This window comes from Nonomuraea sp. NPDC050451 (assembly GCF_044458585.1).
Map to the genome: position 1 here is coordinate 59089 of NZ_JBITHZ010000038.1, position 14299 is coordinate 73387.

The 14299-nt window shown below is 70.8% G+C and carries 14 protein-coding genes; 6 read left to right on the forward strand and 8 right to left on the reverse strand.

Going from position 1 to position 14299, the window contains the following annotated elements; translation table 11 throughout:
* From dnaJ to ACIBI9_RS55535, 4 genes are all read right to left on the reverse strand, one after another.
* Window positions 1–1176 carry a molecular chaperone DnaJ gene (gene dnaJ / locus ACIBI9_RS55520; RefSeq protein ID WP_397235518.1) on the reverse strand — a complete coding sequence of 392 codons (1176 nt, stop codon included), beginning with the start codon at window positions 1174–1176 and terminating at the stop codon, window positions 1–3.
* 21 nt (window positions 1177–1197) lie between these two features.
* Window positions 1198–1785 carry a nucleotide exchange factor GrpE gene (grpE, locus tag ACIBI9_RS55525; RefSeq protein ID WP_394501582.1) on the reverse strand — a complete coding sequence of 196 codons (588 nt, stop codon included), beginning with the start codon at window positions 1783–1785 and terminating at the stop codon, window positions 1198–1200.
* Window positions 1785–3653, reverse strand: a complete 1869-nt coding sequence (gene dnaK / locus ACIBI9_RS55530) for a molecular chaperone DnaK (protein ID WP_350739729.1) — start codon at window positions 3651–3653, stop codon at window positions 1785–1787. The genes grpE and dnaK overlap by 1 nt, the downstream gene beginning before the upstream one ends.
* 199 nt (window positions 3654–3852) lie before the next feature.
* Window positions 3853–4305: a hypothetical protein gene (locus ACIBI9_RS55535; RefSeq protein ID WP_397235519.1), complete on the reverse strand. Its 453-nt coding sequence runs from the start codon at window positions 4303–4305 to the stop codon at window positions 3853–3855.
* A gap of 69 nt (window positions 4306–4374) precedes the next feature.
* On the opposite strand from ACIBI9_RS55535, the gene ACIBI9_RS55540 reads away from it, so the two are divergent.
* Genes ACIBI9_RS55540 through ACIBI9_RS55560 form a run of 5 tightly spaced genes read left to right on the forward strand, consistent with a single transcriptional unit; the run spans window position 4375 to window position 9361 of the window.
* The gene (locus tag ACIBI9_RS55540) at window positions 4375–5256 is read left to right on the forward strand and encodes a proline dehydrogenase family protein (protein ID WP_397235520.1); all 882 of its coding nucleotides are present in this window, start codon (window positions 4375–4377) and stop codon (window positions 5254–5256) included.
* A gap of 9 nt (window positions 5257–5265) precedes the next feature.
* Window positions 5266–6060, forward strand: a complete 795-nt coding sequence (proC, locus tag ACIBI9_RS55545; protein WP_192789449.1) for a pyrroline-5-carboxylate reductase — start codon at window positions 5266–5268, stop codon at window positions 6058–6060.
* Between the two features lie 34 nt (window positions 6061–6094).
* Window positions 6095–7450 carry an efflux RND transporter periplasmic adaptor subunit gene (locus ACIBI9_RS55550; RefSeq protein ID WP_397235521.1) on the forward strand — a complete coding sequence of 452 codons (1356 nt, stop codon included), beginning with the start codon at window positions 6095–6097 and terminating at the stop codon, window positions 7448–7450.
* Window positions 7447–8130 (forward strand): ABC transporter ATP-binding protein, encoded by a 684-nt coding sequence (locus ACIBI9_RS55555; protein ID WP_397235522.1) that lies wholly within the window; start codon window positions 7447–7449, stop codon window positions 8128–8130. The genes ACIBI9_RS55550 and ACIBI9_RS55555 overlap by 4 nt, the downstream gene beginning before the upstream one ends.
* A 46-nt stretch (window positions 8131–8176) precedes the next feature.
* A complete protein-coding gene (locus tag ACIBI9_RS55560; protein ID WP_397235523.1) occupies window positions 8177–9361 on the forward strand; it encodes an ABC transporter permease in 1185 nt (394 codons plus the stop codon).
* 2 nt (window positions 9362–9363) lie between these two features.
* Here the strand turns inward: ACIBI9_RS55560 and ACIBI9_RS55565 are convergent, their stop codons facing one another.
* The 4 genes from ACIBI9_RS55565 to ACIBI9_RS55580 all read right to left on the reverse strand — a co-directional run bounded on the left by ACIBI9_RS55565 (window position 9364) and on the right by ACIBI9_RS55580 (window position 12912).
* Window positions 9364–10104 carry an ABC transporter permease subunit gene (locus ACIBI9_RS55565; RefSeq protein WP_397235524.1) on the reverse strand — a complete coding sequence of 247 codons (741 nt, stop codon included), beginning with the start codon at window positions 10102–10104 and terminating at the stop codon, window positions 9364–9366.
* Window positions 10101–10991 carry an ABC transporter ATP-binding protein gene (locus ACIBI9_RS55570; RefSeq protein ID WP_397235525.1) on the reverse strand — a complete coding sequence of 297 codons (891 nt, stop codon included), beginning with the start codon at window positions 10989–10991 and terminating at the stop codon, window positions 10101–10103. Before ACIBI9_RS55570 ends, ACIBI9_RS55565 begins: the two co-directional genes overlap by 4 nt.
* An 80-nt stretch (window positions 10992–11071) precedes the next feature.
* Entirely contained in the window at window positions 11072–11794 is a 723-nt protein-coding gene (locus ACIBI9_RS55575; RefSeq protein WP_397235526.1) for a response regulator, read from the reverse strand.
* Window positions 11791–12912 carry a sensor histidine kinase gene (locus ACIBI9_RS55580; RefSeq protein WP_397235527.1) on the reverse strand — a complete coding sequence of 374 codons (1122 nt, stop codon included), beginning with the start codon at window positions 12910–12912 and terminating at the stop codon, window positions 11791–11793. The genes ACIBI9_RS55575 and ACIBI9_RS55580 overlap by 4 nt, the downstream gene beginning before the upstream one ends.
* Before the next feature lie 219 nt (window positions 12913–13131).
* On the opposite strand from ACIBI9_RS55580, the gene ACIBI9_RS55585 reads away from it, so the two are divergent.
* Complete coding sequence (locus ACIBI9_RS55585; RefSeq protein ID WP_397235528.1) at window positions 13132–14295, forward strand: acetoin utilization protein AcuC; 1164 nt, start codon at window positions 13132–13134, stop codon at window positions 14293–14295.
* Window positions 14296–14299: the final 4 nt, after the last annotated feature.

Consider the following 14299-nt stretch of genomic DNA (forward strand, 5'->3'; position numbering starts at 1 on the left):
CTACTCGCTTCTGGCTCGCTGAATCAGCTCAGCGCGCGGGTCTTCGCCCGCGGTCGCGGTGTTGAACTCGTTGAGGAGCTCACGTGACTTGTCGTCGAGCGTCTTCGGCACCACCACCTCGACCGTGGCCAGCAGGTCTCCCTTGGTGCCGTCTTTGCGGGTCACGCCCCTGCCGCGCACGCGGAACGTGCGCCCGTTGGGCGTGCCCGTGGGAATGCGCAGCGTGACCGGCATGCCCTTGAGGATCGGCACCTTGATCTCCGCACCCAGCGCCGCCTCCGTGAACGTCACCGGCACGGTGACCGTCAGGTTGTCACCCGAACGCCCGAAGACGGCGTGCGGCTTGACGTGCGTGAGGATGTAGAGGTCGCCGGCGGGCCCGCCGTTCTCGCCCGGCGCCCCCTTGGCCTTGAGCTTGACCCGCTGGCCGTCGGCCACGCCGGCGGGGATGCGGGCCTGGATGGTGCGGGTGCTCTTGGCCCGGCCGCTGCCCTCGCACACGGGGCAGGGGTCGTCCACGATCAGCCCGCGGCCCTTGCAGTCGCGGCAGGGCTCGGAGAAGGCGAAGTTGCCCAGGTTGCGGCTGGCCGCGCCCGTGCCCTCGCAGGTGGGGCAGACCCTGGGGGTCGTGCCCGCCTTGGCGCCGGTGCCGGTGCACGCGGCGCAGGCGGCCGAGCTGGTCAGCCTGAGCGACACCGTGGTGCCCTCGACCGCCTCGGTGAACGTCAGCGTGACCTCGGACTCGATGTCCTGGCCACGCCTCGGCCTCGACGTGGTGGTCGTGCGGGTGGTGCCGCCGCCGCGGTTGAACAGCCCGCCGAACAGGTCGCCGAGCCGCTCGCCCGCACCGCCGCCGGTGCTCTGCCCGGTGCCCCCGAAGAGGTCACCGAAGTCGAACGGGAAACCGCCACCACCGGGCCGCTGGCCGCCCACCCCGGACCCGAACAACGTGCGCGCCTCGTCGTACTCCTTGCGGCGCTTGGTGTCGGACAGGACGTCGTAAGCCTCGGAGACCTCCTTGAACTTGGTCTCCTTGGTCACGTCGCCCTGGTTGGTGTCGGGGTGGTACTGCCTGGCCAGCTTCCGGTAAGCCTTCTTGATCTCTTCGGCGGTGGCGGTCTTGGGCACACCAAGGACGGCGTAGTAGTCCTTCTCCAGGTAGTCCTTGGTGCTCATCTACGGCCCTTCGTCCTCGTGTCAGTTTTCGTCGTCGTCATTGGACGCGGGAGTGGCGTCCCCGGGCTCCGCGACGGCCACCCGCGCCGGGCGCAGCACCCTGTCACCCATCCGGTATCCAGGCTGCAACACCTCGATCGCGGTCGGCTCGGTGACGTCGGATGAGTAGCTGTGCATCAGCGCCTCGTGGACGGTCGGGTCGAACGGCTCGCCCTTCTGCCCGAAGGCGCTGAGGCCCAGCTTGGTGACGGCCGCCTCCAGCGACTCGGCCACCTTCGCGAAGCCCCCGGTGAGCTCGCCGTGGTCGCGGGCCCGGCCGATGTCGTCGAGCACGGGCAGGAGCTCCACCAGCGCGCCCGCGACAGCCTGTTCCCTGACCGCGGCCCGGTCGCGCTCGACCCGCTTGCGGTAGTTCACGTATTCGGCCTGGAGTCGCTGCAGGTCCGCGGTCCGCTCGGCGAGCTGGGCCTCCAGCTCGCCGTTGACCGCCGACGGCGGCTGGACCGCCTGGTCGGCGACGGTGGCGTCCCTGACCTGTCCCGTCTCCGGGTCGATCTTGCGGTTGTCGCGGATCACCGGCTCGTCATGCCCGTTTTCGCGCGGCGGCATCACTTGTCCTTCTTCGGCTCGTCGTCGACGATCTCGGCCTCGACCACGTCCTCGTCGGCCTTCTGGCCGTCACCGGCGGCGGCGTCCTGCGGAGCGCCCTCGCCACCGGCCTGCTGGCCCTGGCTCGCGGCGTAGATCGCCGAACCCATCTTCTGGCTGACCGTGGCGAGCTTCTCCGCGGAGGTGCGGATGACGTCGGTGTCGGTGCCCTCCAGAGCCTTCTTCAGCTCGGACAGGGCGTCGTTGACCTCGGTCTTGATGTCGCCCGGAACCTTGTCGTCGTTCTCGCGGAGGAACTTCTCCGTCTGGTAGGCGAGCCCGTCCGCGTTGTTACGGACCTCGGCCTCCTCGCGGCGCTTCTTGTCCTCCTCGGCGTACGACTCGGCCTCGCGCATCATCCGCTCGATGTCGTCCTTAGGCAGCGCGGAGCCGCCGGTGATCGTCATCGACTGCTCCTTGCCCGTGCCCAGGTCCTTGGCGGAGACGTTGACGATGCCGTTGGCGTCGATGTCGAAGGTGACCTCGATCTGCGGGATGCCGCGCGGAGCCGGAGCGATGCCGGTCAGCTCGAAGGTCGCCAGCTTCTTGTTGTACGAGGCGATCTCGCGCTCGCCCTGGAAGACCTGGATCTGCACCGACGGCTGGTTGTCCTCGGCCGTGGTGAAGACCTCGGAGCGCTTGGTCGGGATCGTCGTGTTGCGCTCGATGATCTTTGTGAAGATGCCGCCCTTGGTCTCGATGCCCAGCGACAGCGGGGTCACGTCGAGCAGCAGGACGTCCTTGACCTCACCCTTGAGCACACCGGCCTGCAGGGCGGCGCCGATGGCGACGACCTCGTCCGGGTTGACGCCCTTGTTGGGCTCCTTGCCGCCGGTCAGCTCCCTGACCAGCTCGGTCACGGCGGGCATGCGGGTCGAGCCGCCGACGAGCACCACGTGGGCGATGTCGGAGACCTTGATGCCGGCGTCCTTGATGACCTGGTGGAACGGGCCCTTGGTCCGCTCGAGCAGGTCGGCCGTCAGCCGCTGGAACTCGGAGCGCGTCAGCTTCTCGTCGAGGTGCAGCGGGCCCTCGGACGAGGCCGTGATGTAGGGCAGGTTGATGTTGGTCTCGGACTGGCTGGACAGCTCGATCTTGGCCTTCTCGGCCGCCTCGCGCAGGCGCTGGAGCGCCATCTTGTCCTTGGACAGGTCGACGCCGTGCGCGTTCTGGAAGCGCTTGACGAGCTCGTCGACGACGCGCTGGTCCCAGTCGTCACCACCGAGGTGGTTGTCACCGGAGGTGGCCTTGACCTCGACGAAGCCGTGGCCGTCCTCCTGGCCGACGTCGAGCAGCGACACGTCGAAGGTGCCGCCACCGAGGTCGAAGACCAGGATGGTCTGGTCCTGCTCCTTGTCGAGCCCGTAGGCGAGGGCCGCCGCGGTCGGCTCGTTGATGATGCGGAGCACGTTGAGGCCCGCCACCGTGCCGGCCTCCTTGGTGGCCTGGCGCTGGGCGTCGTTGAAGTAGGCGGGAACGGTGACCACCGCGTCGGTGATCTTCTCGCCGAGGTAGGCCTCCGCGTCCTGCTTCAGCTTCTGCAGAACGAAGGCGCTGATCTGCTGGGGCGAGAACTTCTTGCCGTCGATCTCCTGGGACCAGTTGGTGCCCATTTCGCGCTTGACCGATCGGATCGTCCGGTCCACATTGGTGACGGCCTGCCGCTTGGCGACCTCACCGACGAGGACCTCGCCGTTCTTCGCGAAGGCGACCACGGACGGCGTGGTCCGCGAGCCCTGCGCGTTGGCGATGACGGTGGGCTCACCGCCCTCGAGGATCGAGACGACAGAGTTGGTCGTCCCAAGGTCGATACCTACCGCACGTGCCATGAGTACGTCCTTGTAGTCAAAGTTGAGTCTTGTGGACTCAAGTTACGAATGCCGGTCGTCTTTGTCAAACGACTTGAGCCTACTCGACTCAACCCTCGTGAGCGCACCGGCATTCCCTCTAACGGAGGCGGGTCCGCAGAAGGTTCCTGGGCACGGAGACGGCCCCGGCGCGGTGCCGGGGCCGTTCGCTCAGGACGGGCTACTTGGAGCCGTCGACGACCTTGCGCTTGCCGATCGGCTTCTTGAGCGTGACCGTCGTGGTCTTCTCGATCGCGATCATGATGCACGACACGTTCCTGGCCTTGGGCGCGGTGCCCTCGTACAGGGTGATCGTGACGTACTTGGCCGTCTCCTTGACCTTGACGTGGTCCAGGACCGTGCACGGGGCGACGCCCGACCACCAGGTGAGCTGGACCTTCCGCTTGGACACCGCCTTGGCCTTGGTCCAGCGGACCTTGTGGACGTTGATGGCGTTGCCGGTCGGCTTGACCGGCTCGGGGCTCTTCTTGGGGCCCGTGGTCGGAGTGGTGGTGACCGGTTCGGCCACGGCGGGCGGTTTGGCGGGGACCGCCGTGGAGGCCCGCTCGGCGGGTGGCGCCGCGCCGCAACTCGTCGCGAGCACCAGACAACCGGCCAGGAGAGTCGCAGTCATTGCACGCATACCCATTCGACGGACAAGAGTGTTCCGCGGTTCATCCTGCCCCGGTTTAGTGTGGTTCACGTGCTCCGTCAGGCATTGTTGGCCATTTCCAAGAGCAAACGCGCCGAGCGTCTCATCTCGACGTCGCCGCTGACCGCGGGCGTGGTCGGGCGTTACGTCGCCGACGACGTGGGCGAGGTGATCGGAGAGCTGACCCGCAAGGGGCTGCTCGTCACCGTCGACCACCTCGGCGAGGAGGTGACCGACCAGGCGCAGGCCGAGGAGGGGGTCGCCGAGCACCTGCGGCTGCTGGCCCTGCTGCCCGCCGGCGCCGACGTGTCGGTCAAGCTCACGGCGCTCGGCCTGCGGCTGTCGGAGCGGCTCGCGCTCGACCACGCCGCCGCGATCTGCCGGGCCGCCGCGGCCGGGAACGTCACGGTGACGCTCGACGCCGAGGAGCACGACACGATCCCGGGCCTGCACTCCGTGCACGCCGCGCTGCGCAAGGACCATCCCGACGTGGGCGTGGTGGTGCAGGCGTACCTGCCGGACTCGCTGGAGCGCTGCGAGAAGCTCGGCGGGGCCCGGGTGCGCCTGTGCAAGGGCGCCTACACCGCCCCGGGGGCCTACACCAGGCCCGCCGACATCGACCGCTCCTTCGTACGGTGCCTGAGAGTCCTCATGGCCGGCACCGGCTACCCCATGGTCGCCACCCACGACCCCAGGCTCGTGCGGATCGCGTCCACGCTCGCCGTCCTGGAGGGCCGCGACGCGACCGGCTACGAGCACCAGATGCTGTACGGCGTGCGCCCCGACGAGCAGCTCCGCCTGGCCGGGCAGGGCGCCAGGATGCGCGTCTACGTCCCCTACGGCTCCGACTGGTACCCCTACCTCATGCGCCGCCTGGCCGAACGCCCCCGCAACCTGGCCTTCTTCCTCAGGTCGCTGGTGAGCCGAGGGTAGGCTGCCCCAATGATTGCGATTCTGGGCACGGGCAAGATGGGCGAGGCCCTGCTGTCCGGTCTGCTGCGCGCCGGGTTCAAGCCGGGCGACATCATGGCGACCAGCCGCCGGGCCGAGCGGGCGCAGGCGCTGCGCGAGACGTACGGCGTGCGCACCGTCTCCAACTCCGAGGCCGCCAAGGTCGCCGACACCCTCATCCTGGCCGTCAAACCGCAGGACATGGCCACGCTGCTGGCCGAGATCGCCCCGTACGTGCCCGCCGACCGGCTCGTGATCACCGCCGCGGCCGGCATCACGACGGCGTTCGTGGAGCAGCGGCTCGGGGTGGACGTGCCCGTGGTCCGGGTGATGTCCAACACGCCGATCAGGTTCGACGAGGCGATGAGCGTGATCTCGGCGGGCGCCCACGCGGGCGAGGAGCACCTCAAGCGCACCGAGGGCCTGCTCAGCCCGGTCGGCAAGGTGCTGCGCATCCCCGAGTCCCAGCAGGACGCCGCCACTGCCCTGTCCGGCAGCGGGCCGGCCTACTTCTTCTACCTGGTCGAGGCCATGGTCGACGCGGGCATCCTGCTCGGCATGCCGCGGGCCGCCGCGCTCGACATGGTCACCCAGTCGATCGTCGGGGCCGCCGTGATGCTACGCGACTCGGGCGAGCACCCGGTGATCCTGCGCGAGGCCGTCACCTCGCCGGGCGGCACGACCATCGCCGCCATCGCGGAGCTGGAACGGCACAGCGTGCGGGCCGCGTTCCTGGCCGCGATCGAGGCCGCCCGTGACCGGGGGCGCCAGCTCGCCTCCGGCTGAGAGACCGGCCGGCCTCACTCCTACGATGGGTCGGGTGACGTTACGTCGCGGCATCGCGCCGCTGCTCGTCCTTTTCGTACTGACCGGCTGCACGTCCGAGGCGCCGCCCGCGGTCCAGCTCGGCGAGGTCGGCCGGGGGCCGGTCACGGAGGTCGTGGAGGCCCCCGCCACGGTCGGCGCGCGTGCCTCCGCGACCCTGCGCTCGCCCGCCCAGGGCACGATCGCCAAGCTGTACGTCCGCGAGGGCGATCGCGTGCGCAAGGGCCAGATCCTGGTCAAGATCAGCTCACCCCAGGCCCAGAGCCAGCTCCGGCAGGCCCGCCAGGCCTCCAAGGCGGCCACCCCGGCGAGCTTCAGCACGCCGGCGGTCCGGCTGCCGTCGTTCGACACCCGGGCGTTCGACCGCAAGGTGGCCGCCCACTTCGCCAGGGCCCGCAAGGAGGCGAAGAAGGTCGAGGACGCGAGGACGCGCAGGCAGCTCCTCAACGCCATCGACCTCGCGCAGGCCCAGCACAAGGCGCAAACCAGGGCCCTGGCCTCGATCACCGCCCAGCTCAACCGCTCGATCAGCGGCCTGCTGTCCGGCGTGACCAGCGGGCTGTCCAGCTCCATGGCCTCGCTGCAGGCGGCCTCGAAGTCGCAGGCCAAGGCCGCGGTCAAGGCGGCGGAGAGCACGGTCAGGTCGCTCACGATCAAGGCGCCGTTCGGCGGCGTCGTCACGCTCGGCCGCGCCTCGGGCGGCGGCGGGGTCGCGGGCGGCGTCGAAGGGCTGCTCAGCCAGCTCCCCGGCGGCGGGCAGCAGCTCCCGTCCCTGCCGTCGACGGGCGGCTCCACCGCCGGCAGCCCGGTCGCGGTGGGCGTCCCCGTCTCGGCGGGCGACTCCATCGTCACCGTCACCGACGTCTCCAAGCTCACCCTGGACGCCGACGTCGACGAGACCGACGTGCTGCTGGTCAAGAAGGGCGTGCGCGCCGACGTCGAGCTGGACGCGGTGCCGGGCGCCACGTACACGGCCGTGGTGACCGGCATCGGCGTCACCCCCATGGAGGGCACCACGGGCGGCGTCAGCTACCCGGTGCGGCTCACGCTCGGGCCCGGCGCCTTCGACGACGGCTCCAAGGCGCCCACGCCCAAGCCGGGCATGAGCGCCGTCACGCGGCTGACCGTGCGCGAGTCGCCCTCCGCCGTCTCGGCCCCCGCCTCGGCCATCGTCTCCAGCGGGCGCGAGAGCGTGGTCTGGGCGATCAGGAACGGCGCGGCGGAGCGCCGCGTGGTCAAGCTGGGGGCCCAGGGAGACGCGGTGGTCGAGGTGCTGAGCGGGCTGTCCGTGGGCGACCGGATCGTGGTCAAGGGCGCGGACTCCGTACGGCAAGGGCAGCGGATCCCATGACGGCCGCCATCGAGGCGGTGGACCTCACCCGGCGCTACCAGCTCGACGGCGTGGCCGTGGAGGCGCTGCGCGGCGTGTCGCTCCGGATCGACCAGGGCGAGTTCGCCGCCATCGTCGGGCCCTCAGGGTCCGGGAAGTCCACGCTCATGCACCTGCTCGGCTGCCTCGACCGCCCCAGCTCGGGCGTGCTCAAGGTCAACGGGGTGGAGATCTCCGGATTGTCCGACACCGAGCTGGCCGAGCTGCGGAACAAGACCATCGGCTTCGTCTTCCAGTCGTTCCACCTGCTGGCCAGGACGTCGGCGCTGGACAACGTGGCGCTGCCGCTGGTCTACCGGGGGGTCGGCCGGGCCGAGCGGCGCGCGCGGGCCCGTACGGCGCTGGAGGCGGTCGGGCTCGGGCACCGGCTGGAGCACCGGCCGTCCCAGATGTCCGGCGGCGAGCAGCAGCGCGTCGCCATCGCCAGGGCGCTGGTCGGGGAGCCCAAGGTGCTGCTGGCCGACGAGCCCACGGGCAACCTCGACACCGCCAACGGGGCCGAGGTCATGGCCATCCTCGACCGCCTCAACGGCGAGGGCGGGGTGGCGGTGGTGCTCGTCACGCACGAGCCGGACGTCGCCGCCCACGCCCGGCGGCAGATTTACGTGCGGGACGGGCTGATCGAGAGGGACATCGCGTGAGGCGGCGGCACGGAGGCGACCGAGCGCGCCGAACGGAGTGAGGCCAATGAACACAGCCGAGGCGCTGACGATGGCGCTGGAAGCCCTGCGGGTGAACCGCCTGCGGAGCGCGCTGACCATGCTGGGTGTGATCATCGGCGTGCTGGCCGTGGTGATCCTGGTGGCCATCGGCACCGGGGCGAAGGACGAGATCGAGAAGCAGATCTCGGGCCTGGGCACGAACATCATCCTCGTCGTGCCCGGCCGCATCAGCCTCGGCGCGGCCCCGACGCAGAGCAAGCTGGGCCTGGCCGACGTCGCCTACCTGCGGCGCGTGGTGGGCGACCCGTCGAAGGTCACGGTCTCGCTGCAGTCGGGCGAGACCGTACGCGTCGGCAGGGTCGAGGCGTTCGTCACGGTGATCGGCACCGACCAGAACCTCGTCAACATCTTCGAGCGCCCCCTGGACAAGGGCCGCCCGCTGAGCGAGACCGACGTGGACACCCGGCGCAGGGTGGCGGTGCTCGGCTCGGAGGTGGCCGACCGGCTGTTCGGCGACCTGGACCCGATCGGGCGGCAGGTGACGGTGGCCGGGGCCAGGTTCCGGGTGGTGGGCGTGTACGCCGAGATCGGGCAGACGTTCGGGCTCTCCCGCGACCAGGAGATCCACATCCCGGTGACGACGGCGCAGCGGCTGTTCGGGATCGAGCGGATCAACGGGCTGGCGGTCGGCGCGTCCGGGCCGGAGGAGATCGACCCGCTGTCGGAGAAGGTGACCGCGGCGCTGCGGGCGCGGTATCCGGGCGAGCAGTTCTCGGCGGTCACGCAGACCGCGCTGCTCGGCACGATCGGCAGCGTGCTCGGCATGCTCACCGGCGTGCTGGCCGCCATCGCGGGCATCTCGCTGCTGGTCGGCGGCGTCGGCGTGTCGAACATCATGCTGGTCAGCGTCCGCGAGCGCACCCGGGAGATCGGGCTGCGCAAGGCGCTGGGGGCCAGGCAACGCGACATCCTGGCCCAGTTCCTCATCGAGGCGGTACTGCTGACCACGATCGGCGGGCTCGCCGGGATCGTGCTCGGGGTGGGCGGCGCGCTGGCCATCGCGGCGTTCACCGAGGTGCCCGCGTCGATCACGTGGTGGTCGATCGCGCTGGCGTTCGGGGTGTCGGCGGCGGTCGGCGTGTTCTTCGGCGTGGCGCCGGCGCGGAGGGCGGGCCGGCTGGACCCCGTCATCGCCCTCCGCGCCGAATGATCTCAGGCGTCCCGCTTCTGCATCAGGACGGCCCCCGCGATCATGGCGATCACGACCCAGACGAGGTAGACGCCGAACCCGTCCCACGGGCCGAGCGAGCTGCCGCCCCGGGGCATCACGATCTGGGAGCCCGCGTTGGTGGTGAAGTAGTCGGACACGGTCTTGCCCCACTGCCCGGGCAGCATGGTCGTCACCTGCGGCAGGACCAGCATCAGCGCGATGGCCGAGACGATCGCGCCCGGCGTGTGCCGGATGAGCGTGCCCAGCCCCAGCCCGAACAGCCCGCAGGCGGTCAGGTAGAGGCCGCCCCCGAGCACGGCCTGCACCACGTCGCCCGTCTCGAGCGCCGGCGGCTGCGTGACGGTCAGGCTGACGAGGACCGAGGCCGCGGACGCGACCGTGCTGACGACCAGGGACACCGCCGTGAACACCACGATCTTGCCGGTCAGCAGGCTCATACGCTTGGGCACGGCCATCAGCGACGTGCGGATGCCGCCCGTGCGGTACTCGCTGGAGATGACCAGCACGCCCAGCGTGGCCATGGACAGGGAGGCGAACATGGTGCCGACCAGCCCCATCATGATCGCCTGCTCCGCGGCGATCGGCCCGTCGGCCGAGTTCTTCGCGGCGAGGCTGATGAGCGCGCCCATGCCCAGCATCAGCAGGGCGGTGACGGCCAGCGTCCACACCGTCGAGCGGACCGAGCGGATCTTGGTCCATTCGGACCTGAGGATGTCGATCATGACGAGAACTCCAGGCTGTCCTTGGTGAGCTCCATGTAGGCCGCTTCCAGCGAGGGCTGCACGAACATCAGCTCCTCCAGCGGGATCCCGGCCCGCGCGGTGAGAGTGCCGATCTCGAGCATGCTCATCGCGGTCACGCGCAGGTGGTCGGGGTGCAGCTCGCCGACCTTGACCAGCTCGGCCACCTCGGCCAGACGGGGCGAGCGGACCCGTACGTACCCCTGCGAGCTGCGCCCGATGAACTCCTGCACGCTCGTGTCGGCGATGAGCAGCCCCTTGCCGATCACGATCAGGTGGTCGGCCGTCTGCGCCATCTCGCTCATCAGGTGGCTGGAGACGAACACGGTCCGGCCCTCTGCGGCCAGCTTGCGCATGAACGTGCGGATCCACAGGATGCCGTCGGGGTCGAGCCCGTTGACGGGCTCGTCGAAGATCAGGATCTCCGGGTCGCCGAGCAGCGCCGCGGCGATGCCCAGCCGCTGCGACATGCCCAGCGAGAAGCCGCCGACCCGCCGCCTGGCCACCTCGCGCAGGCCCACGGCGTCCAGCACCTCGTTCACGCGGCTCGCGGGGATGCCGTTGCTCTGGGCGATGGCCAGCAGGTGGTTGTGCGCGCTCCGCCCGCCGTGCACGGCCTTGGCGTCCAGCAGCGCGCCCACCTTGCGCAGCGGGTGCCTCAGCTCCCCGTACGGCCGGCCGTCCACGAGCACCGAGCCGCCGGACGGCCGGTCGAGCCCGAGGATCATGCGCATGGTCGTCGATTTGCCGGCCCCGTTGGGCCCCAGAAATCCGGTCACCTGGCCCGGCTCGACGTCGAAGGACAGGTCTGCGACGGCCGTGGTGCCGCCGTAGCGCTTGCTCAGGTTCGTGGCTCGTATCGCGCTCATGATCCCAGCGTGCCGTCGCGCGCACCCGGTTTCCTCCTGCCCGGGAACCGTCTCCGGCGAGGGGGTCTGGGAGCCTGGTCCTACTCTCCTGGGCGGATCAACCCCGCCTCGTACGCCGCGATCACGGCCTGCGCCCGGTCCCTGACGCCGATCTTGGCGAACAGGCTCGTCACGTGGTTCTTGACGGTCGAGGGGGAGACGGACAGGTCCTGGGCGATCTCGGAGTTGGACCTGCCGCGGGCGATCAGCACGAGGACCTCTCGCTCGCGGTCGGTCAGCCCGTCCAGCCCGGCGGGGATCGGCCTCGGGCGGGCCCTGCCTTCCGGCCGAGCTGCGCTCGGCGTCGTGTGATGGAGGTCCTCGCTTCGCTGCGGATCCGTCACACGTACGAACGTGCCGATCAGCCGGGTCAGCAGGCGCGGCGCGACGGCCGACTCGCCCCGGTGCACCACGCGTACGCCCTCGATGAGCTCCTCGGGGGAGACATCCTTGGGCAGGAACCCGCCGGCGCCCGCCCTGAGCGCCGCGACCACGTTCTCGTCCAGGTCGAACGTGCTCAGCGCGAGCACCCGCACCTCCGGCAGCTCCGCGGTGATCAGCTCGGTCGCGCGCACCCCGTCCAGGCCCGGCATGTGCAGGTCCATCAGCACCACGTCGGGCCGCAGCCGCCGGCACAGCTCGACCGCCTCGGCCCCGTCCGCGGCCTCGCCGACCACGGCGAGGTCGGGCTGCGCGTCGAGCATCAGCCGGAAGCCCTTGCGGACCAGCTCGTGGTCGTCGGCCAGCAGTACCTTGATCTTCACGGCGCCTCCAGGGGGATGCGGGCGTGCACGCGGAAGCCTCCTTCTGGGCGGGGCCCGGTCGAGAGCTGGCCGCCGCATAACGCCACCCGCTCGGCCATGCCGCCGAGCCCGAACCCCGGCGTGCCGCCGCCGGCCGCCAGCCCGTCGTCCACCACCTCGACCTCCACGGCCCGGGGCTCGTACGCCAGCCGCACGCTCGCCCTGGCGCTGGTCGCGTGCTTGCGGGTGTTGGTCAGCGCCTCCTGCACGATCCGGTAGACGGCGTGGTCGACGGTCGCGGGCAGGGCGACGGGCTCGCCCGTCACGATCAGGCTGGCGGGCAGCCCCGCCGACTTCGCCTCCTTGATCAACGAGGGTAGCCGGTCCGCGCCCACCCCCGTCGCGGCGTCCGGGCCCTCGCTGCCGTCCGCCCTGAGCACGTCCAGCAGGCGGCGCATCTCCGACATCGCCTGCCGGGCGGTCTGCTCGGCGCTCTCCAGAGCGTTCCTGGTGACCTCCTGCTCGGGAGGGAGCGTCGCCCGCGCCCCGCCGACCAGGGCGTTGATGACGGTGATGTGGTGGGCGACCACGTCGTGCAGCTCCCTGGCGATGCGCCGCCGCTCGGCGCGCACGGCCGCGTCGGCGGCCTCGCGCCGGCCGCGCTCGGCGAGTTCGGTCCTGAGCCGGACGATCAGCCCGATCCCCACGGGCACGCCGACGGAGAACAGGGAGATCACCCAGCCGCCGGTGAACTGCCTGAGCACCTGCGCCGCCGTCGCGTACTCGACGAACACCGCCGCCGTCGCGATCGCGGTCGTGCGGCCCGCGGTGTAGCGGCCCACGCTGTAGAGCGCGATGGACGCGGCCACGCCGCTGTTCAGCGCCGTTTCGATCGCGATGTTCGCGACGTCCACCGCGGTCACCAGCGCGACGGTGACGAGCGGCCTGCGGCGGCGCATGAGCAGGAACGGCATGCCCGCCAGGTAGAACACCACGCTCCGGACGGAGTCCATGTCGCCCCGGGGAAGCATGAAGAGCAGCGCGATCAGGCCGGGGAGGGAGAGCACGACCACCAGCGTCGTGTCGAAGACCCTGGGACGTCTGAAGTAGCGCACGATCTTGAGGAAGGTTCGCCGCACGCTACGACCCTAATCACGAAATTTCTAGATCGGCTGGCTGGTCCTGGACTACAACGCCACGTCTGCCCTGCGGTAACGTCGGCCCCAAGCGAGCGAGGGAGCGCCGTCGCCTGGACTGAGGAGCGGCGGGAGCGCGGCGACCAGGGCGACGAGAAAAGGCGACGGCTCCCCAGCGACCGAGCCGCCTCCACGGAGTGGAGGCCATGAGAAGGGGTTGGGATGAGCCGGTCGGCGCGGGTGATCTGGGACGACGCTCTCACCTCCTACAACTTCGGCCCGAGCCATCCGCTCGCCCCCGTGCGGGTGGAGCTGACCATGGCGCTCGCCCGCGCGCTCGGCGTGCTCGACAAGGTCGAGATGGCCGGTTGCGAGCCCGCGACCGACGCCGAGCTGGCCATGGTCCACACGAGCGACTACATCGAGGCCGTCAAGCGCGTGTCCGCCGCCGGCCGGCCCGATCTCGGCGCCGGGCTCGGCACGCCGGACAATCCCGCGTTCCAGGGCGTGCACGACGCCTCCGCGCTGATCGCCGGCGCCTCGCTGGCCGCCGCCCGCGCGGTCTGGGAGGGCTCGGCCGAGCACGCCGTCAACGTCGCCGGCGGCCTCCACCACGCGATGCCCTCCACCGCGAGCGGCTTCTGCGTCTACAACGACCCTGCGCTGGCCATCGCCTGGCTGCTGCGGCAGGGGGCCGGCCGCATCGCGTACGTGGACGTGGACGTCCACCACGGCGACGGCGTCCAGGCGGTCTTCTACGACGACCCCAGGGTCCTGACGATCAGCCTGCACGAGAGCCCGCGCACGCTGTTCCCCGGCACCGGCTTCCCGGAGGAGACCGGGGCGGAGGGCACGTCCGTCAACGTCGCGCTCCCCGCGGGGACCGGCGACTCGGGGTGGCTGCGGGCCTTCCACGCGGTCGTGCCGCCGCTGCTGCACGAGTTCAGGCCGGAGATCCTGGTCACCCAGCACGGCTGCGACAGCCACGCGCTCGACCCCCTGGCCAACCTGATGCTCAGCGTCGACGGCCAGCGGGCCGCGTACGCCGCCCTGCACCGCCTGGCCCACGAGACCGCCGGCGGCCGGTGGATCGCCACCGGTGGCGGCGGTTACGAGCTGGTGCAGGTGGTGCCGCGGGCGTGGACCCATCTCATCGCCGAGCTGGCCGGTCACCCGATCGATCCGGCCACGCCGACGAGCCAGAGCTGGCGCCAGTTCGTCAGGGAACGTACGGGCGAGACGCCGCCGCTCACGATGACGGATGGTCGCAATCCGGAATTTCGTGACATCTCTGGTGGTTATGACCCAGCGGACCCCATTGACCGTGCTGTCATGGCGACCCGACATGCGGTGTTCCCCCTGCACGGCCTCGATCCAATGCCCTAACGAG